The sequence below is a fragment of the Amycolatopsis sp. NPDC051128 genome, from assembly GCF_040682715.1.
Lineage (GTDB): Bacteria > Actinomycetota > Actinomycetes > Mycobacteriales > Pseudonocardiaceae > Amycolatopsis.
This window is the reverse complement of record NZ_JBFBBN010000050.1, coordinates 1-18,438: the sequence shown is the minus strand read 5'-3', so window position 1 is coordinate 18,438 and position 18,438 is coordinate 1. Positions and strand designations below refer to the sequence as shown.

18 protein-coding genes and 1 rRNA gene are annotated in these 18,438 nt (G+C 72.1%); 9 read left to right on the top strand and 10 right to left on the bottom strand.

Going from position 1 to position 18,438, the window contains the following annotated elements; translation table 11 throughout:
• Positions 1-171: 171 nt before the first annotated feature.
• Positions 172-372, bottom strand: a complete 201-nt coding sequence (locus AB0M82_RS36075) for a hypothetical protein (RefSeq protein ID WP_364731885.1) — start codon at positions 370-372, stop codon at positions 172-174.
• Between the two features lie 454 nt (positions 373-826).
• Here AB0M82_RS36075 and AB0M82_RS36070 point away from each other — a divergent pair, with 454 nt between their 5' ends.
• Both AB0M82_RS36070 and AB0M82_RS36065 read left to right on the top strand, forming a co-directional pair.
• On the top strand, positions 827-1,576 hold the full coding sequence (locus AB0M82_RS36070; protein ID WP_364731882.1) for an AraC family transcriptional regulator: 750 nt from the start codon (positions 827-829) through the stop codon (positions 1,574-1,576).
• 222 nt (positions 1,577-1,798) lie between these two features.
• Positions 1,799-2,404, top strand: coding sequence for a response regulator transcription factor (locus tag AB0M82_RS36065; RefSeq protein ID WP_364731880.1), 606 nt, complete (start codon positions 1,799-1,801; stop codon positions 2,402-2,404).
• 71 nt (positions 2,405-2,475) lie between these two features.
• Here the strand turns inward: AB0M82_RS36065 and AB0M82_RS36060 are convergent, their stop codons facing one another.
• From AB0M82_RS36060 to AB0M82_RS36050, 3 genes are all read right to left on the bottom strand, one after another.
• The gene (locus AB0M82_RS36060; RefSeq protein WP_364731878.1) at positions 2,476-3,684 is read right to left on the bottom strand and encodes a histidine kinase; all 1,209 of its coding nucleotides are present in this window, start codon (positions 3,682-3,684) and stop codon (positions 2,476-2,478) included.
• 76 nt (positions 3,685-3,760) lie between these two features.
• Complete coding sequence (locus AB0M82_RS36055; RefSeq protein ID WP_364731876.1) at positions 3,761-5,215, bottom strand: SagB/ThcOx family dehydrogenase; 1,455 nt, start codon at positions 5,213-5,215, stop codon at positions 3,761-3,763.
• A gap of 48 nt (positions 5,216-5,263) precedes the next feature.
• On the bottom strand, positions 5,264-7,594 hold the full coding sequence (locus tag AB0M82_RS36050; protein ID WP_364731874.1) for a TOMM precursor leader peptide-binding protein: 2,331 nt from the start codon (positions 7,592-7,594) through the stop codon (positions 5,264-5,266).
• A gap of 299 nt (positions 7,595-7,893) precedes the next feature.
• Here AB0M82_RS36050 and AB0M82_RS36045 point away from each other — a divergent pair, with 299 nt between their 5' ends.
• The 3 genes from AB0M82_RS36045 (at position 7,894) to AB0M82_RS36035 (ending at position 10,601) form a co-directional block, all read left to right on the top strand.
• Entirely contained in the window at positions 7,894-8,589 is a 696-nt protein-coding gene (locus tag AB0M82_RS36045; RefSeq protein ID WP_364731872.1) for a winged helix-turn-helix transcriptional regulator, read from the top strand.
• Positions 8,590-8,703: 114 nt separating this feature from the next.
• On the top strand, positions 8,704-9,276 hold the full coding sequence (locus tag AB0M82_RS36040) for a hypothetical protein (RefSeq protein WP_364731869.1): 573 nt from the start codon (positions 8,704-8,706) through the stop codon (positions 9,274-9,276).
• Complete coding sequence (locus AB0M82_RS36035; RefSeq protein WP_364731866.1) at positions 9,273-10,601, top strand: copper resistance protein CopC; 1,329 nt, start codon at positions 9,273-9,275, stop codon at positions 10,599-10,601. Before AB0M82_RS36040 ends, AB0M82_RS36035 begins: the two co-directional genes overlap by 4 nt.
• A 43-nt stretch (positions 10,602-10,644) precedes the next feature.
• On the opposite strand, the gene AB0M82_RS36030 is transcribed toward AB0M82_RS36035, so the two are convergent.
• The gene (locus AB0M82_RS36030) at positions 10,645-11,316 is read right to left on the bottom strand and encodes a maleylpyruvate isomerase family mycothiol-dependent enzyme (protein WP_364731864.1); all 672 of its coding nucleotides are present in this window, start codon (positions 11,314-11,316) and stop codon (positions 10,645-10,647) included.
• 122 nt (positions 11,317-11,438) lie between these two features.
• Here AB0M82_RS36030 and AB0M82_RS36025 point away from each other — a divergent pair, with 122 nt between their 5' ends.
• From AB0M82_RS36025 to AB0M82_RS36015, 3 genes are all read left to right on the top strand, one after another.
• Positions 11,439-12,158, top strand: coding sequence for an MgtC/SapB family protein (locus tag AB0M82_RS36025; protein WP_364732000.1), 720 nt, complete (start codon positions 11,439-11,441; stop codon positions 12,156-12,158).
• Positions 12,159-12,277: 119 nt separating this feature from the next.
• Positions 12,278-13,126 carry a M protein gene (locus AB0M82_RS36020; protein WP_364731862.1) on the top strand — a complete coding sequence of 283 codons (849 nt, stop codon included), beginning with the start codon at positions 12,278-12,280 and terminating at the stop codon, positions 13,124-13,126.
• Positions 13,127-13,255: 129 nt separating this feature from the next.
• Entirely contained in the window at positions 13,256-13,948 is a 693-nt protein-coding gene (locus AB0M82_RS36015) for a CPBP family intramembrane glutamic endopeptidase (protein ID WP_364731859.1), read from the top strand.
• Here the strand turns inward: AB0M82_RS36015 and AB0M82_RS36010 are convergent.
• The 3 genes from AB0M82_RS36010 to AB0M82_RS36000 form a co-directional block, all read right to left on the bottom strand.
• On the bottom strand, positions 13,945-14,226 hold the full coding sequence (locus AB0M82_RS36010) for a metal-sensitive transcriptional regulator (RefSeq protein WP_364731857.1): 282 nt from the start codon (positions 14,224-14,226) through the stop codon (positions 13,945-13,947). The genes AB0M82_RS36015 and AB0M82_RS36010 overlap by 4 nt on opposite strands.
• Positions 14,227-14,295: 69 nt before the next feature.
• A complete protein-coding gene (locus tag AB0M82_RS36005; RefSeq protein ID WP_364731855.1) occupies positions 14,296-16,431 on the bottom strand; it encodes a heavy metal translocating P-type ATPase in 2,136 nt (711 codons plus the stop codon).
• Positions 16,428-16,634 carry a heavy metal-associated domain-containing protein gene (locus AB0M82_RS36000; protein WP_364731853.1) on the bottom strand — a complete coding sequence of 69 codons (207 nt, stop codon included), beginning with the start codon at positions 16,632-16,634 and terminating at the stop codon, positions 16,428-16,430. Before AB0M82_RS36000 ends, AB0M82_RS36005 begins: the two co-directional genes overlap by 4 nt.
• A gap of 101 nt (positions 16,635-16,735) precedes the next feature.
• Between AB0M82_RS36000 and cobF the strand changes: the two genes are divergently transcribed.
• A complete protein-coding gene (cobF, locus tag AB0M82_RS35995; protein ID WP_364731851.1) occupies positions 16,736-17,500 on the top strand; it encodes a precorrin-6A synthase (deacetylating) in 765 nt (254 codons plus the stop codon).
• Positions 17,501-17,630: 130 nt separating this feature from the next.
• On the opposite strand, the gene AB0M82_RS35990 is transcribed toward cobF, so the two are convergent.
• Positions 17,631-18,230, bottom strand: a complete 600-nt coding sequence (locus AB0M82_RS35990; protein WP_364731849.1) for a hypothetical protein — start codon at positions 18,228-18,230, stop codon at positions 17,631-17,633.
• Positions 18,231-18,344: 114 nt separating this feature from the next.
• A 5S ribosomal RNA gene (rrf, locus tag AB0M82_RS35985) occupies positions 18,345-18,438 on the bottom strand; the annotation flags it as partial.

The window sequence follows — 18,438 nt, the reverse complement described above, 5'->3', positions numbered from 1 at the left end:
GGACGTGACCGAAAACGCCGACCGGCGATCGGCCGGCTACCGCCCGTGAGCGGTCCGGGAGCTCCGGCGACGTGAACCCTTCACCGCTTCCACCGAACGAGCCGGCCGCGATCCGCGCACACGGCGCAGTCGTGACCGGCTCACACGATCGGTGCGGACCTGGTAAAACAGTCAGGCCGCGTCGGCAAAGACGTCGGCAAAGGTGCCGAGGCAGCCGGCGCAGCCGGGCACGGCATTGGCACCGTTCTCGATCGGGTTGCGCAGGTGCTCGAACCGGTCGATCACGAGAACCGCGTCTCGCTCGCTCCCCGCAATCGAGACTCCCAGATCGGAAAAAAGCGCGCGGATGTCAGTGGAAATCTGTGCGGGCATTGTGTACTCCCCAGTGGCGAAGATGAATGCTTCACGTGCCACAAATCGTCGCCCAGGGACACAGCATCAACCAGTGCCCGCATCATCGCCGCGCTGTGCCTTACACATGGTCCGTGCGGTTACAACGCAGACGCCGAACGGGGTAGCAAGGCCATCGAACGGGGTCGAATGGCCGCATTTTCGTCACCTAGCGCTGTCGCGCAAACCCGGCCCGCTACCGGGGGTATGCGAAACGCACATGCGTTCATGGTGAGAGTTCCCGGTCGGACCCCGGGTCACACCCGATGTGCAAAACGCATGTCCGGGACCGGTGAAATCCATCCGGAACGGTTGCACAGAGCACTTAAGAAGTAGACGCCCGCCGACCTACAGTTTGGTCGAATCCAAATCCACGCATCGAAGCCTTCGTCGGGAAGGTCCGGGTGCGCATTGTCGACCGGGAGGGACGGCCACCATGGATGAGATCGTCCGGCAAGCTGTGGCACGCGCCATCGTGACCATGCGAGACAACTTGGGTGAGCGGCTCACGATCGACGACCTCGCCCGCGCGGCCATGTTCAGCAAGTTCCACTTCACCAGGGTGTTCCTGCGGGTCACCGGGCTTTCACCGGGCCGGTTCCTCTCGGCCCTGCGGCTCGCGGAGGCGAAACGCCTGCTCGCGACCACCGTCATCTCGGTGGCCGACATCAGCCACCAGGTCGGTTACAACAGCGTCGGCACGTTCAGCGCCCGCTTCAGCGGCAGCGTGGGCGTCTCGCCGTCGGGCTACCGCCAGCTGCGCGGCATGGCGCCGCGCGTCGCCGACCGGCAGGCACAGACGGGCTCCGGGACGACCGTGCGCGGCCAGCTGCGCGCCCGGCCGTCGGCCGAGGTCGGACCGGTTTTCGTGGGGCTGTTCGCCGCCCGGATCGCCGAGGGCGCGCCGGCCCGGTACGCCATCCTGCCGGGCCCGGGACCGTACTCGCTGACCGACGTTCCGCTCGGTTCGTGGTACGTCCTCACCCACGCCTACGGGTGCGGCGAGGTCGACAACCACACCCTGCGGCCCTACACCGGCCTCGCCGGCCCGGTGACCGTGCACCGCGGTGTCACGGCGAGCCTGGCCGACGTCCGGCTGCGGCCGCGGCACGGCTTCGACCCACCGGTCCTGCTGGCGCTGCCGGACCTGCGCCGGTCCGCGATCGCCCGCCCGATGGCGGTCTGAGGCGGGCAATTCCGGTACCCCGAATCCGCCGTCCGTCAATCCGCGGACGGTGGACTCACCGGTTCGCGGTTCCCCGCAGCCATTCGGCCCAGCGGGACCCGCCCGCGCGCCGCCGGTGAATTCCCGGCCATTCCCGGGCGCGCTTCTTCAAAACACCGTCGGGGTAGGACAATGGCGTACAATTATGGTCCGGAGTGATCGACTGGGGTGCGAGGTAGCGTCGTGATCAAGGTGTTGCTGGCCGAGGACATGCACATGGTCCGCGGCGCCCTGGTCGCCCTCCTCAACCTGGAGTCCGACATCGAAGTGGTCGCCGAGGTGTCCACCGGCGACCAGATCCTGTCCGCCGCGAAGGCGACCCAGCCCGACGTCGCGATCATCGACATCGACCTGCCGGGCAAGGACGGGCTGTCGGCCGCGGTGGAGATCCACGAAAGCCTCCCCGGCGTCCACACGCTGATCCTGACCAGTCTCGGCCGGCCGGGCACCGTGCGCCGCGCGCTGGACGCGAAGGTGAACGGCTTCCTGCTCAAGGACTCGCCGTCGGACAAGCTGGCGAACGCGGTGCGCTCGGTCGCGATCGGCCGCCGCGTGATCGACAGCGAGCTGGCGCTGGCCGCGTGGGAGACCGACGACTGCCCGCTCACCCCGCGCGAGATCGAGATCCTGTCGCTGGCCGCACGCGGGCGCACCGTGGCCGACATCGCGGCGGAGCTGTTCCTGTCGGCCGGCACGGTCCGCAACTACCTGGCCGCGGTGGTCACGAAGCTCAACGCCCGCAACCGGGTCCACGCGATCCGCATCGCGACGGAAGCGGAATGGCTGTAGCCCCAAGCAAGTGAGCGCCGGTCGGCCAGGCACGAAAACCCGCGCGCCCGGCCGGAAGCATCCGGAAAGCGTTACGCCGACAGCTCGTCCGGCGTCCGGCGACGCCGGACGCCGGCACAGCCCAGCGGGATCGCCGCCAGCAGCCGGTGGGTCCCGCCCGCGTCCACCTCCGTCGCCAGCGTTCCACCCAGGGACTCGACCCGGTCGACGAGGTTGCGCAGTCCCGAACCGGAACCCGCGCCGCCGTCGCACCCCGCGCCGCCCGCGCCGTCGTTGACGATCTCCAGCCAGGCCGTCCCGTCCTCCTTGCTCACCGAGAACGCGCACCAGCTCGCGGTGCTGTGCCGCATCACGTTCGTCACCCCTTCGCGCAACACCGCCGCCAGCGCGTTCGCCACCTCCGATGGCAGGTCCTCAGTGCCGGACCGGGCCACCGTCACCCGGGTCCCGGCCACGTTCAGCACCGCCGCCGCGGCCCGGCACTCGTCGTCCAGCGACAGCTCGCGGTACCCCGCCGCGACCTTGCGGATGTCCGCCAGCGCGCGTCGCGACATCGTCAGCAGCTCGGCCAGCTCCTCCTTGGCGCGCCCCGGCTGGCCGATCACCAACCGGTCGATGAGTTCACCCTTGAGGGTGATCGCCGAAAGGTTGAGACCAAGCAGATCGTGGACGTCGCGGGAGAACCGCTTGCGTTCTTCGGCGATCGCGCTGCGCTTCAGCTCGCGCCGCTCCTCCTCGCGCTCGGTGATCAGCCGCGCGGCCGCACCCGCGGCGAACAGCAGCAGCGCGGCGACCCCGGCGGACACCGCGGCCGCGAACCCGGCGTCCACCGAAGCGGTCCCCCGTGCGGAGACGAGCCCCGCCACGACGCACACGAGAGCGGCCGCGGGAAGCGCCATGGCCGGCCGGACCGCCAGCAGCAAGCTCCCGGCGAAGAACCCGCCCGCGGTGCTCCACGGGGCTCCCAGCTGCAGCATGGGCAGGTAGCCCAGCAGAGCCTGCGCGGCCAGTGCCAGGCCAGGCCGGCGGACGCGGCCGGGTGCGAACGCGGCCAGGTACACCCCCGCCTGTGCCGCGGCACAGGCCAGCGCGAGCAGCCACGAGATCCAAGGCTCCCGCCCGGCCAGGACCGGGAGCGACGCCATGAGCGCGACCCCGGCGGCGGCCACGACCGGAGCACCCGCGACGAGCGCGTGGAAGACCGGCTGCCCGGCCCCCTCGCCCACCGGTGCCGCGGCCCATACTCGCCATCTCCGGCGGATCCGTACCGGATTTGCCACGGCGCCTCCCACCTCACCCGCACCCCAGTGCCTCAAAGGTAACAGGGCGAACGTTTCCGGCAGAGGCGTCGTTTCGTCAGCCGATCATGTTACCGCCGGGAAAGTCGAGCACGCACTCGCCGACGCTCACCTCGGCCGGCCACTCCAGCTTCAGCGAGCGGTCCACCCGGTCACCCGCGTCGACCGGCACGGCGTGCGCGGCGAGTCCCATCGCCTTCGCCGTGAGGTAGAGCACCTGCTGCAGAGCGCCGACGTGCACCAGTGTCGTCGCGTACGCGGCGCTGCCGAGCACCCACGCGATCCGCGACATCCGCGCGGTCATCGTCAGCAGCACCGAGGGCCGCCGGTGGCTGCCGGCCCCGATCATCGCCAGGTCGAGCATGCCGTCCAGGACGCTGAGGTCGTCGTTGATCAGCGTCAGCGTGTGCCACAGCGGGTCGTAGTGGTAGATCCCCCGCGCGAGGTCCGCGCAGCGGTTGATCCCGACGTAGATCTCGAGCTCATACAGGCACGCGACGCTGAAGTACGGCCGCTGCGACGCCTCGTGGCCGGGCCCGCCGGGCAGGTACGCCGGCCCGATCGACCGCACTCGCGCGGCGCGGAAGAGGAACTCGCCCACCTGGGCGGCGGACAACGCGCGTTCGGTGACCTCGGGGCACGTGTGGTCGTGTTCGAGCAGCGTGGCCAGCGTCGGGTCGGTCGCCTTGAGCACCGCCGGGTCGGGGCGGTGCAGCGGGAAGGTCGGGCCGGCGGTGATCTGCTTGACCACCGGCGGCTCGGCGCCCGCCCGGTGCGCCTCCGGGTCCGGTGGGGCGCCCTTCAGCCACGTCCGGCTGCGGGCGTGGAACATCAGGTCGTCGGGCGACCAGACGGCCAGGTCGGTGTCGGTGTCCTCGGCGAACTCCGCCCAGTCGTCGGCCATCAGCACCACGCCCGCGGCCACCAGGAAGGCCACGACGTCGGCCACGACCGGCTCGGCCAGCCCCGAGTCCTTGGCGACCTGCGCGACGGTGACCGGCCCGGCCAGCGACGACGCCACGGTCACCGCCGGCGGCCGCAGCAGCGCGACGCGGTACCGGGCGCGGGGCGACTCCAGCAGCAGCCCGCCGCCGTGCGGGCGCAGCGCCGAGTACCGCGACAGCTTGATCATCCGGCCGGCCGGCACCGGATCGGCCGGGAAGACCGGCGCCTGGGTCACGGGAATGGCCGAGAGCAGCGGACCGCGGCCGTCGTTGAGCGCCAGCGAGTGCACGACCGAGCCGGACAGCTGGTTGAGGACCTTGCGCAGCGTGCTCGCCCCGGCTTCGGCGGACCCGCCCGCCGAAGCCGCGAGATTGCCCATCGAGACCGGGCCGAGCGCCATCCGGCCCAGCGACTCGCGGACCGGCCCGGGGACGCCCGCCAGCTCGTACTCGCCCCACCAGGTGATCGCGACGAGCGTGTCGTCGTCCCCCGGCTCCAGCAAGGTGTCTTCGGTGAGGGACCAGAGCCGGACGGTCTCCGAAATCCCCTCCGGGGGGTAAGCAGGCAAGGCCAACTCCTCAAGCGCGAGGCGAACAATGAGCGCCCGCGAGGGCTCTCACAGGAACATGGGGAACGGGTTGAGCCGCTCGTACGGGGTCGGCGCGTCGAGCCGGCCCAGCCGGACCGGGACGTCGAAGAGCCGGCCCGGCGCGAACCGGGCCCAGAACGGGCGGATCCCCGGCGCGAGCATCTTGACCACGGGGATCCCGACGTCCGGGCGGGTCTGGTCGAGCACCAGCAACTCCAGGCCGGCGCGGTCGAACACCCGGGCCAGCGCCTCGACGTCGTCGCGGACGTCGTCGCGGACGACGAACGGGAAGTCCGCGGCGGCCCGCATCCGCTCGCCCGCCGCGGGCCGCAGGTACGGCTGGTTCGCGACGGTGGCGTAGGCGAGCCAGCGCCGGGCGTCCGGGTCGCCGACCTCGTGGCCCGCGGCCTGCACGATGGGCAGCATCTGGTTGAGCTCGGTCACGGCGCGGCGCACCGCGATCCGCGGGTCGAGGTGGGCGCCGAAGCCCATCATGATGTCCTCGTGCGGGCCGTCGATCCGCCGCGAAAGCGCGACGGTCACCGGGATCCCGAGGTCGGACGTCACGTCGAGGACCCACATCTCGCGGCCGATCCCCGCATAGCCCGCGGTCATCTCGTGCAGCCACGGGTCGGCGAAGGACGCGAGGTCGACGCCCGGCACCGGCGTGCGGTTGTACCACCACAGCGCCACGGCGTCGCGTTCGACGAGCTCCAGCGTGCCCTGCAGGATCGCGTCCTCCAGGCTGCTGCCCGCCGCGGCGCCGTTCGAGTCGGCGCTCACCCCGCGCGCCGCACTCTCGCGCGGGGTCCCGTAGTACAGGTAGGACGTCGGCAGCAGGCGGCGGCGCCCGGACAGGGACCACACCGGCGTCCAGTCGGTGCGGACGCCCGCGTCGAACGGCTCGCCGACCCGCTGGAAGTCGCCGTGCTCGGGGTTCCAGGCCGCGCGCTCGGCGTACTGCCGGTCGGCGAAGAGCATGCACGCGTTGGGGTGCACGGCTTCCTCGCCCAGTTCGTCGTAGGAGCCGCGGATGCGCAGCTCGTCGCCCTGGAAGGTGCCGGAGAACCGTTCCGCGGCCTCGCAGAGCGCCCCGACCTCGGCGTCGAGCGGGCTGACCCCCTTGCCGCCGTTCTGGCAGCGCAGACCGGCGCGCAGCGCGGCCATCGCGGTGATGCCGCGGGCGATGTTCGGCCCGGAGCGGTAGGCGTTGGCGAACGCGGGCGCGGCCGGGTCCGGCTGGATCTCCTTGACGATCCCGGTGACCGGGCTGACCAGGTGCCGGTGCCGCTCGAGCATCTGCGACGGCGTCGCCGTGCGGTGCCCGCCGCCGCCGGTGGTCGCCTTCTTGGCCGACCGGAGCACGACCGGGCGCGTCGAGCGCCACACCACCTGCCACGGGTCGCCGCAGCAGGGGCACTGCGGGCGGCGGCGCAGCTCGTGCAACCGGCCTTGCAGGTCGAGCGTGTCGAGGGTCCACACGCACTGCTGGCCGTGATGGCGGTACCCGGCCACCCACTTGGCCGCCTCCAGCGCGACGAGGTGCGCCGCGGCGGCGGTCAGCGGCGGCAGCGCCGGCAGCGGCCGGCGCGCCGGGCCGGCGTGCCCCAGCTCCTCCTGCACGCACGCCTCGGCGTGGCGGTGACCCCACAGCCGGTGGGTCAGGCAGTGCCAGCACGCGCCGTCCGGCTGCAGCACCGGCCCGATCCACACCTGGGCCCCGGACGGACGCGCCAGCAGCCACGGCCGTCCGGCGCGGCGGTGCGCGGCGTCGATCCCGGCCAACCGCGGGTCGAGGTAGTCCGCGCACAGCACGACCGAAAGGTCGGCGGTACGGGCGTCCGCGCGCACCACCCCGAGGCCGGCGCCGGCCAGTGCCCGTTCGACCGCGCCGCGGTCGTCGCCATCGGCGCTCTCGCCCACCGCGATCAGCCGCACAGTGCCCTGCCGCGCGGCGACCACGTCGGCGTCGACGCCGCACGCGTCCCAGTAGGCCAGCGCGCGTTCGTCGCCGAGCCCTTCGTCGTCGCGCCGGCTGCGCAACGTCACCAGGCCCGCGTCGACCAGCTCGGCCAGCAGCGCGGCGACCTCCTCCGGCGCCATCCCGCCGGGCCGGCCACGCAGCAGCCGGTCCAGGTCGTGTGTGCCGTCCAGCAGGGCCGCCAGCGACTCGATCCGCGCCCCGCGCATCGCGATCACGCCCTGCTCCGAGAACAGGTAGGCGCCCTTCCCGGCCCGGACCTCGGCCCGCAGGTGCCGCCGGAACGCCGGAGCCCGCCGGGGCGACGGCGCGCCGGCGGTGCCGCCGGCTCCGCCATCATCGGAGAACCCGCGTGTGTCCACCGCTGTCGTGCGCATGGGCTCTCCTGCCAGTCATCGGATGGGCGGGACGAGAGACCAGAATCGTGCTCCACGCGAGGTCTACTCGGCCAGTGCTGTAAGCACGGGGAAGTCATGCGAAACGCATGCTCGAACGTGGAAAACACAGGGGTGAGCGGTGTGCGGCTCACTAGCCGCGCGCGGCGGGGAACCGTCACCGTAGACAGCGACGCCCGTGGCAGCGCGGCGCGTCACGGGGGCACCGTAACCGAACTCGCGGACGTGCGCGAGCCGGGCGGCGCCCGGTCTGGGACCCCGAAGACAAGTGAGGACCGAGTATGCCTACCTCCGCTCGCACCTACGGACAGTTCTGCGGCCTGGCCCGGGCGCTCGAGATCGTCGGCGAGCGCTGGTCGCTGCTCGTCGTGCGTGACCTCATGCTCGGGCCGAAGCGGTTCAACGACCTGCAGCGGACCCTGCCGCGCATCCCCGAGAGCATCCTGACCTCGCGCCTCAACGAACTCGAGGAGACGGGCGTCGTCCGCCGCCGCGTGCTGGCGCAGCTGGACGCCGGCGTCGTCTACGAGCTCACCGAGTACGGCTGCGAGCTCGACCACATCGTGCTGGAACTCAGCCTGTGGGGTGCCCGCTCGCTGAACTACCCGCGGCCGGACGAGGTCCACACCCTCGACGCCGCGATCCTTTCGCTCTACACGACCTTCCAGGAGGAGGCCGCCGCGGGCGTGCACGTCAACTACGAACTGCACCACTTCGACGGCGACATGATCGTGCACGCCATGGTCGACAACGGCGCGCTCAAGGCGTCGGCCGGCGCGCTGCCCGCCGCCGACCTGGTGATCGCGCCGCAGGGGCCGGCGATCCTCGACCTGCTCAGGGGCAACCTGTCCGCCCAGGACGCGATCGCCAGCGGCAAGGTCCGCGTCGAGGGCGACCCGGCGCACCTCGACCTGTTCACCCGGCTGTTCCACATCCCGCCCGCCCCGGAGCGCTCGACCGGGCTCTCGGTGCACTGACCGCCGAATTTTCCTTGCACAATCGGCAATCTTCGGCAATCTGGAGTAACGGAAGACGCGCCGGGACGGGCTATCGTCGACGAATACCGTCGCCTTCGTGAAACTGGGGACAGCATGTCGACGTCCGAACTCTCCCGCCCGGCCGGGTTCCTCGGCGGTCTCAACAGCCGCAACCACCACCGCGCGCTCGCGGTGTTCATGATCATCGTGGTCGCGCACTGGGCCGAACACATCGTCCAGGCCGTCCAGATCTACGGGTTCGGGTGGCCGACGTCCCGCGCCCGCGGTGTGCTGGGCGTGCCGTTCCCGTGGCTGATCTCGCAGGAGTGGCTGCACTACGGCTACGCGCTCGTGATGCTGGTGTTCCTGTGGGTGCTCCGCCACGGGTTCGCCGGCCGCTCGCGGCAGTGGTGGAACCTCGCGCTGGGCATCCAGTTCTGGCACCACATCGAGCACCTGCTGCTGTTCGTCCAGGCGCAGTCCGGCTGGCGGCTGGCCGGGCAGAAGGTGCCGACCAGCATCATCCAGCTGCTGGTCCCGCGGGTGGAGCTGCACCTGTTCTACAACACGATCGTCACCATCCCGATGATCGTCGCCGTCGTCCTGCACCGGCGCGCCTCGGCCGCCGAGCGGAAGCTGACCCAGTGCCTCTGCGGTCAGCCGAAGCAGCCCGCGCTCACGGCGTGAAGCGGGCGCTGGCCCTGCTGGCCTTCCTCCTCGGCTGGCTGGTGCTCGGCGCCACTCCGGCTTCGGCCCACGTCGAGATCGTCTCGTCGGCCCCTGGGGACGGCGCCCGCCTGAGCGCGGCGCCGTCCCTTGTGTCGGTCACCCTTTCGGAGAACGTCGGGATCCAGCCAGGGTCGATCAAGGTCCTCGACCTCGAAGGTCGTGAGGTCAGCGCCGGGCCGGTGTTCCAGCCCGGCGAAGTCGCGGAGCAGGTCGCGGTGCGGCTGAAGCCGGACCTCCCGGACGGCAGCTACCTCGTCGAATACGCCTTCGTCTCGGCCGATTCGCATCCCGTGCGCGGCACCTTCGCGTTCGTGGTCGGCGCCGGGCCGCTGGTCACCTCGGCCGGCGCGGTGTCCGCGGCCACCGGCACCGACCCGGTCGTCGACGCGGTGTCCACGGCGGTGCGCTGGCTGGCCTACCTGGGGGTCGTGCTGCTCGGCGGCCTGGCGTTCGTGGTGCTGTGCCGCCCGGCGGCCCGCACCGACCGCCGGGCCCGCCGGCTGCTCCACGCGGGCGCCGGGCTCCTCGCGGCGACCACCGTCGCGGCGTTCGTGCTGCAGGGCCCGTACGCCGCCGGGCGGGACCTCGAAGCCGTGTTCGACACCGGGCTGCTGGCGGACACCCTGCGCGTCGCCTACGGGAAACTGCTGCTGCTCCGGCTGGCCGCCGTCGCCGCGCTGGTCTTCGTGCTGCCCCGGCTGCTGCGGCCGGGCCTGCCGGACCGGCTGCGGTCGCGCTTCGAAAACCTCGCCATGGTGACCGGGTTCCTCGTGCTGCTGACGTTCTCGGCCACCGGCCACCCGGTCACCGACCCCATCATGTTCGTCTCGGTCACGGCGGACCTCGTGCACTTCGGCGCGATCGCCGTCTGGGCGGGTGGGCTGGTCCAGCTGGCGCTGTGCCTCCACCGCCCGGCCGCCGGTGAGGACGTGGCCCCCGTCGCGACGCGCTTCTCCGGCCTCGCGGCCAGCTCGGTGACGGCGATCGCGCTCAGCGGCGCGGTGCTGGCGCTGCGCATCATGCCGTCGCTGTCCACCCTCTGGACCACCCGGTTCGGCGTGCTGGTGCTGCTGAAGATCGCCGGCTTCGCGCTGCTGCTGGCGGTGGCGGCCCGGTCCCGCCGCGCGCTGCGCCGGGGCTTGGCCGCACCGGCCGCGGGCGGCACCACCACGGTGACCGCCGACCTGCGCAGGCTGCGGCAGGCGGTGGCCGTGGAGGTCCTGCTCAGCGTCGTGGTCCTGGCGCTGGCCGCGCTCCTCACGGTGACCCCGCCCGGCGGCTGACGTGCGGATTCCTGGCCGGCGCGGCACATCCCCGCCCCGAGCGCTACGCCCCCGGCACCGGCGGCGGGGTGAACGGCCCCCAGCTGAAGGCGGGCAGCCACGGGCCCGGCGGCTCGCTCCAGTCCAGCGCCGCCAGCTGGCCGAGCGAGCGGCGCCCGGCCAGCGCGCGGTAGAGGTCGACGGCCGGGGCGGTCACCGACGCCGACGGGCGGCCCGCGCCTGCCGTCCACGCCGACCCGCCGGTCGTGCGGATCCGCAGCGCCGGGAGCCCGCGCCCGGCGACCGAGCCGGAAAAGCCGCGGACCAGCACCTCGAAGCTGGGCGCCCAGGCCAGGTGCTCCACGGGCGGCGGGACGCCGAGGGCGGCACGCAGGTCCAGCTCGTGGGTGAAGGCGTCCATCACCATCACCTCGCCGCTGCGCCCGCCGGCGTCCGCGAGCCGCCGGTCGAGCTCCTCGCCGACGTCGTCCCAGCGGTCGAGCAGGCCGGGCACGTCACGCGGCCGGTCCGGTGGCGGGGTGCCGCCGTGGCGCCGGAACACGCGCTCGGCGATCTCGGCGAGGTGGCCGAGCAGATCCTCGACTGTCCACTCCGGACACGCCGGGACCGGACGGCGGTACGTGCCGGGCCGTCCCTGGAGCAGGGCCCGAATGCCGCGCCGGACTTCGGGGTAGCCCACGAAGTCCGGGGCCGGGAGCGGCCGACTCGCTGTCACACGTTCCACCTCACCTGGCACGATCGGGTGATCTCGGCCCAGTATGCCCTGGTGGCGACCCCGGCGGTTTCTTCCCGCTTGCCGGATCGCCGCCACCGAAGAACCTCCGGGAGGTCGTGACCTTGCCCACACTGTGGTCCACGTCGGCGCAGTGGGAACTGCTGCCGCCCGTCCTGCTCGCCCTGCTGCTGAGCGCCGCGATCGGGCTCGAGCGCGAAGCCGGCATGAAGGCGGCCGGCCTGCGGACGCACAGCCTGGTCGGCGTCGGCTCGGCCGTGTTCATGCTGGTGTCGAAGTACGGCTTCGCCGACCTGCTCGCCGACGGCCACGTCTCGCTGGATCCGTCGCGGATCGCCGCGCAGATCGTGTCCGGCATCGGCTTCATCGGCGGCGGCCTGATCTTCGTCCGGCGGGACGCGGTGCGCGGCCTGACCACGGCAGCGACGATCTGGGTCACCGCCGCGGTCGGCACCGCGTGCGGCGCCGGGCTGGCGGTGCTCGCGGTCGGCACGACCATCGGACACTTCGTGGTGACACGGGGTTTTCCGCCGCTGCAGCGGTTCGTCGCGCGCCACCGCCGGGAACCACCGGTGATCCGGTTGAGTTACACCGACGGCCAGGGCGTGCTGCGCGCGGCGCTGGCCGCGTGCACCGGGCGCGGCTGGTCCGTGCACCACGTCGAGGTCGACCACGAGTCGGTTTCCGAAGAGGGCCAACGGATCGCGATCGTCACGCTGCGCCTCGACGGCCGCGGTGATCTTTACGACCTCGCCGCCGAGCTCGCCGAACTACCCGGTGTCCGGAGCACGTCCACCGGCGCCGGGGAACCGCTCGACGAATGATCGGCCGCCCGGGCGGCGCGCGGCACCTGCTTTGCGGCACACTGGGGGGCACACCGAAATCCCGGTACCGCAAGGAAAACGTGCGGCCGAGGAGAAAACATCCAATTCGGAGGTGAGGCATGGCCCCCGGCGGTGGCGAGGACGTGACGCGCACGCGGCCCGAATTCGACCTGGCGTGGCGCGGTTTTCACCGCGCACAGGTCGCCGAGTACGTCGAGTGGGCCGAGGCCGAGATCCGCAGACTCACCGCCGAACGCGATTCGGCGCGGCAGCGCGGAGCCACACTCGCCGAGGAGAACCGTGAACTCCGCGTGAAGATCGACCGGATCAGCCTGACCCCGATCGCCCCGGACGCGCTGCAGGAGCGCTCGCGCCGGATGATCGAGCTGACCCGCGAGGAAGCGGCCGAAATCACCGCGCACGCAACGGAAGCCGCGGAGCGGATCCGGCGCGAGGCGGAGGCGGAGGCCGTCCGGCTCACCGAGAAGGAACGCGAGCTGGTCGCCGCGGCGGCAGCCGACCGCGAGCGTCAGCGAGCCGAGCACGAGGAGCTCATGCGGGCGGCCGAGCAGCGCCGGCGCGAGCTCGACGAGGCCGCGGCACACCGCCGCGCCCAGCTGGAAGAGGACCACACGCGGGCGATGAGGGTGCGTCGCGCCGACTCGATGCGCGAACTGGCCGAGCAGGACGCGGCCGCCCGCGCGAAGGCCGACCAGCTGGTCGCCGAGGCCGCGCAACGCGGCGAGGCGATGGTCGGCGCCGCGGAACGCGAGGTCGCGGCCCTCACCAAGGTGCACGACAAGCTGAAAGCAAGCCTCACCGGCTGCCGCGAACTGCTGGCCGAAGCGGCCCTCGCCCTCGACGGCCGGCCGGCGCCGTTCGACCCCGAAGCCACTCTGCCGATGTCGAAGAGAGTGCCTGTCCAGCGGCGCTCACCCGCGGACGACCTGTCCGACGCGGTCGGCTGATTTGGCAAGGGTCACGACGTACTCGGTGGTCACAGGCATGCTCAGCGCCGCGCCGGTGGTCTCGGAGGTGTGGTTCCCGCCGTCGGCCATCGATCCCGAGGCGGAACCGCGCGAGCGGGACATCCTCCGTTGATCCCGCTTCGGCGGGTGCTCGCCCTGGTCGCCGCGGTCGTGACGCTGGCCGCGTCCACCACGCTGGCCAACCGCGTGCTGCCCGGGTGGGCGTACCCGGTGTGCGGGCTGGTGGCGGCGGCGGTCCTGGTCGGGTTGGCACGCGCGGCGGGCTGCTCGTGGACCGACCTGGGGCTGAGCACGCTCCGGCGTCCCGCCCTCGTCGGCCTGTACGGCGCCGCACTGATGGCGGTCGTGTTCGGGATCGCGCTGGCCGTGCCGGCGCTGCGCACCGTGTACCAGGACGGCCGCGTCGGCGACCCGGACTTCGGGCAGCTGCTGTGGCTGACGTGCGGCCGGATCCTGTTCGGGACGGTGCTCATCGAGGAGGTCGCGTTCCGCGGGGTGCTGCCCGGCCTGTTCGGCGCGACCGACGAGCGGTGGAGCTGGCCGCCGATCCTCTGCTCGGCCGCGCTGTTCGGGCTCTGGCACGCGCTGCCGGCGCTGGCGGTCGGCCGCAACGCCGCCGTGCACGCCGTGTTCGGCTCGACGCCGGTGGTGGTGCTGCAGGTCCTGGCGATGGCCGCGGCGGGCGTCGCCGGGATCTTCCTGCACTGGTGGCGGCACCTCGGCCGGGGAGTGCTCGCGTCGGTGATCGTGCACTTCGTGACGAACGCGGGCGGCCTCACCCTGGCTGTGCTGGCCCGCTAGGACCGCACCAAGCGCGCGATCGCGTCCGAGGCCTCCCGGACCTTGAGGTCGGCTTCATCGCCACCCGCCGCGGCCGCCTGGACGACGCAGGTCGCCAGGTGCTCGTCGAGCAGTTCCAGCGAGAACGACTGCAGGGCCTTCGTCGCCGCGGAGACCTGGGTCAGGATGTCGATGCAGTACTTGTCCTGCTCGACCATGCGCTGCAGGCCGCGGATCTGCCCTTCGATCCGGCGCAGGCGCTTGAGATAGGCCTCCCGCTCGGTGCCGTAACCCGTCATCGCCCACCTGTCCCCGTCGTCGTCAACCCTCGGGCCGAGTATACCCACCCCACGTATCGATCGGGTGCTTCAGCGGAACCGGCGCAGCCGGAGGCTGTTGCTCACCACGAAGGCCGACGAACACGCCATCGCCGCGCCCGCGATCATCGGGTTGAGCAGGCCGAGCGCCGCCAGCGGCAGCGCCGCGACGTTGTAGGCGAACGCCCAGAACAGGTTCCCCTTGATCGTGGCGAGGGTGCGGCGGGCCAGCCGGATCGCGTCGGCCGCGGCCCGCAGGTCGCCCCGCACCAGCGTCAGGTCACCGGCTTCGATGGCCGCGTCGGTGCCGGTGCCCATCGCCAGCCCCAGGTCGGCCTGGGCGAGCGCGGCCGCGTCGTTGACGCCGTCGCCGACCATCGCGACCACGCGGCCCTCGGCCTGCAGCCGCTTGACGACGGCGACCTTCTCCTCCGGCAGCACCTCGGCGATGACCTCGTCGATCCCCGCTTCGGCGGCGATCGCCCGGGCCGCGCCGGCGTTGTCGCCGGTCAGCAGCACCGGCGTCAGACCGAGTTCGCGCAGCGCGGCGACGGCCCGCGCGGACGTCGGCTTGATCGTGTCGGCGACGACCAGCCGGCCGCGGATCTCGCCGTCCCAGGCCACGGAGACCGTGGTGGCCGCGGTTCCCTCGCCGTCGGACGCCGCCCGTCCGACGGCGATTTCGTGTCCCTCGACCACGCCTTTCACGCCGACGCCGGCGGTGCTCCGGAAGCCCATGACAGCGGGCAGCGCGCCGAAGCGCTCCCGGGCGGCGTCCGCGATCGCGCGGCCGATCGGGTGCTCGGAGGCGGCCTCGACCGCGCCCGCGAGCCAGAGCACCTCGCCGTCGCCCTCGATCAGGGTCATCCGGCCGGTGGTGACGGTGCCGGTCTTGTCCAGGACCACGGTGTCGACCCGGCGGGTGGACTCGAGCACCTCGGGACCTTTGATGACGATGCCCAGCTGCGCGCCGCGGCCGGTGCCGACCAGCAGCGCGGTCGGCGTCGCGAGGCCGAGCGCGCACGGGCAGGCGATGATCAGCACGGCGACGGCCGCGGTGAACGCTTTCTCGGGGCTCCCGCCGGTCGCCAGCCAGACGACCAGCGTGGCCAGCGCCGCGAAGACGACCGCCGGGACGAACACCGCCGAGACCCGGTCGGCGAGCCGCTGGACCTCGGCCTTGCCGTTCTGCGCGGCCTCGACGAGCCGGGCCAGCTGCGCCAGCCGGGTGTCCGCGCCGACGCGGGTCGCGCGCACGAGCAGCCGCCCGCCGACGTTGACGGTCGCGCCGGTGACGGCGTCACCCGGCCCGGCCTCGACCGGCACGGGCTCCCCGGTGAGCATGCTGGTGTCGACCGCGGAGCCGCCCTCGGTGACCACGCCGTCGGTGGCGATCTTCTCGCCGGGCCGGGCCACGAAGACGTCACCCGGGTGAAGGTCCTTGATGGGAACCAGGTGTTCCTCGCCGTCGCGGAGCACGGTGACGTCCTTCGCCCCGAGGTCCATGAGGGCACGCAGGGCGGCGCCGGCGCGGCGCTTCGACCGCGTCTCGAAGTACCGGCCGGCCAGGATGAACGTGGTGACCGCGGCGGCGACCTCGAAGTACAGGCTGTCACCGGCCATCCCGGAGCTGATGAGCTCGAAGCCGTGGCGCATGCCGACCTCGCCGGCCATCCCGAAGACGAGCGCGTACAGCGACCACGCCGTCGCGGCGACGACGCCGAGCGAGACGAGCGTGTCCATGGTGGCGGTGGCGTGGCGCAGGTTGACCGCGGCGGCGCGGTGGAACGGCCACGCGCCCCAGGTCACGACCGGCGCGGCGAGCACCAGCGAGATCCACTGCCAGTAGTCGAACTGCCAGGCCGGGACCATCGAGAGGGCCACAAGCGGGATGGTGAGCACCGCGGAGAGAAGCAAACGCTTGCGCAGCGTGGGCGCGTCGCCGGGTTCTTCGGTGTCGGGGACCTGTGCGGAGTACCCGGCGGCTTCGACGACGGCCTTGAGGTCGTCTACCGTCAGCCGGCCGGGGTAGCTGACCTGGGCTTTTTCGGTGGCGTAGTTGACCGTCGCCGTCACTCCGTCGACCTTGTTGAGCTTGCGCTCGACGCGGGCGGCGCAGGAGGCGCACGTCATCCCGCCGATGGTGAGCTCGACGCGCGTCACGGTGGTCACGTCGGCCGGGCTCACGCGGCCAGGCGGTATCCGGCCTCGGTGACGGCCGCCGCGACGACGTCGGCGGGAAGCGCGGCCTCGCTGGTCACGGTCACGCGCCCGCTCTCGACGTCGACCTCCACGCTGTGGACGCCTTCGAGCTCGGAGACCTCTTCGCGCACCGACGTGGCGCAGTGTCCGCAGGTCATGCCCTCGACGGTGTAGGTCGACTCGGTCATCGCCCGCTCCTTTCGTACCCCGTCCTTTATACCCATCGGGGGTAGGGGTTACTCATCGACCCCGTCGCGGCGGTGGCCGGCGGGCCGGGCACACTCGCGACATGCGGAAGCTCTACGCGATCGGGATCGGCGCCGGTGACCCGGAGCACCTCACGGTGCAGGCGATCGACCGGCTCAACCGCGTCGACGTCTTCTTCGTGCTCGACAAGGGCGAGGAGAAGGCCGACCTGGTCCGGCTGCGGCAGGAGATCCTGGACCGGTTCGTCACGCGGCCCGGGTACCGCGTGGTGCTGGCCCAGGACCCCCCGCGCGACCGCACCCCGGCGGACTACCGGGCGGCGGTCGCCGACTGGCACGCGGCACGGGCGGCGGTGTACGAGGAGCTTCTGTTGTCGGAGCTGCGCGAGTCGTCGACGGGCGCGTTCCTGGTGTGGGGTGACCCGTCGCTGTACGACAGCACGATCGCGCTGATCGAGGCGGTACTGGCCCGCGGCAAGGTGTCGTTCGAGTACGAGGTGATCCCCGGGATCAGCAGCATCTCGGCATTGGTGGCCCGCCACCGGACGACGATGAACCAGATCGGCCGGTCGGTCCAGCTGACCACGGGCCGCCGCTTGGCCACCGGCTGGCCCGAGGGCGTCGACGACGTGTTCGTCCTGCTGGACGCCCACACGACGTTCGACCGGTTCACCACGGACGGCCTCCACATCTTTTGGGGCGCCTACGTCGGCACGCCCGACGAGATCCTGATCGCCGGCCCCCTCACCGACGCCCTCGCCGCCGAAATCCGCCAGGTCCGAGCGGAGGCGAGGGACCACCACGGCTGGATCATGGACACCTACCTCCTCCGCCGCCCCACCCCCTAAGCCGGGTCGCCCCGCCAATCACGCGAGATCCGTTTCCGGACACGCGATTTCCGGCTTCAATCACGCGAGTTCCGGCTCTGATCACGCCGACGGGTCAGGTGTCGGAGCTGTCCTTCGCCCTGCGCCACGACTAGCGCACGCGGCGTTCGCCCGAAGGTGGGTCCTTGATGCCCTCGACCTGGATCCAGCCGCGGCCGAAGACGAAGCCCTTGCGGATCAGGCGCCTGCGCTGCCGACGGGGCGCGGCGGCGGAGTCGTAGGACTGGCTCAGCACGTCCCCGCTGTCGGCGAACTTCCAGGCCTCGGCGTAGAGCCGGCCGTGGTCTTTGTGCCGCCACTGCTGGTGGATGACGGGCCTGCGCAGGATCGTCTCGAACCACGCCGCGCACTCGGCCCCCACCTGCTCGGGGATGCCGCTCACGTCGAGGGCGAACGGCGTCGGCTCGTCCGGCAGTTCGTGCAGGCAGCTGTGCAACCGGTCACCTTGCGCGCGCCCGTCCCGGTAGTGGACGCCGAACTCGCCCAGGCTGATTTTCTTGGCGAAATCGCTGAGCGTCAGGACGGCGATCAGGCAGGGATGCTCCTCCTCGTCCCGGCTCGCCCAGCTGGCGGCGTATTCGACGTCCCACTGCGCGGTCGCCTGCTGGAGCGCGGTGATGAAGGCGTGTTCGTCCGGTCTGAGCTCGTCGCCGCCCTCGTCGAGGTCGAACCACCGGGTCCACTTCGTCATGATGCCGAGGTTAAGGCCGCTGTCCTCACCTCGACCAGCGAAATAAAAGAGGGCCTGGGTCCGGGAGACTTTTATGTCTCGACCGGGCCCAGGCCCTCTTCTTCTTCATGTTGAGTTCGGCGGTGTCCTACTCTCCCACAACCCTTCGGTTGCAGTACCATCGGCGCTGTCAGGCTTAGCTTCCGGGTTCGGAATGGGACCGGGCGTT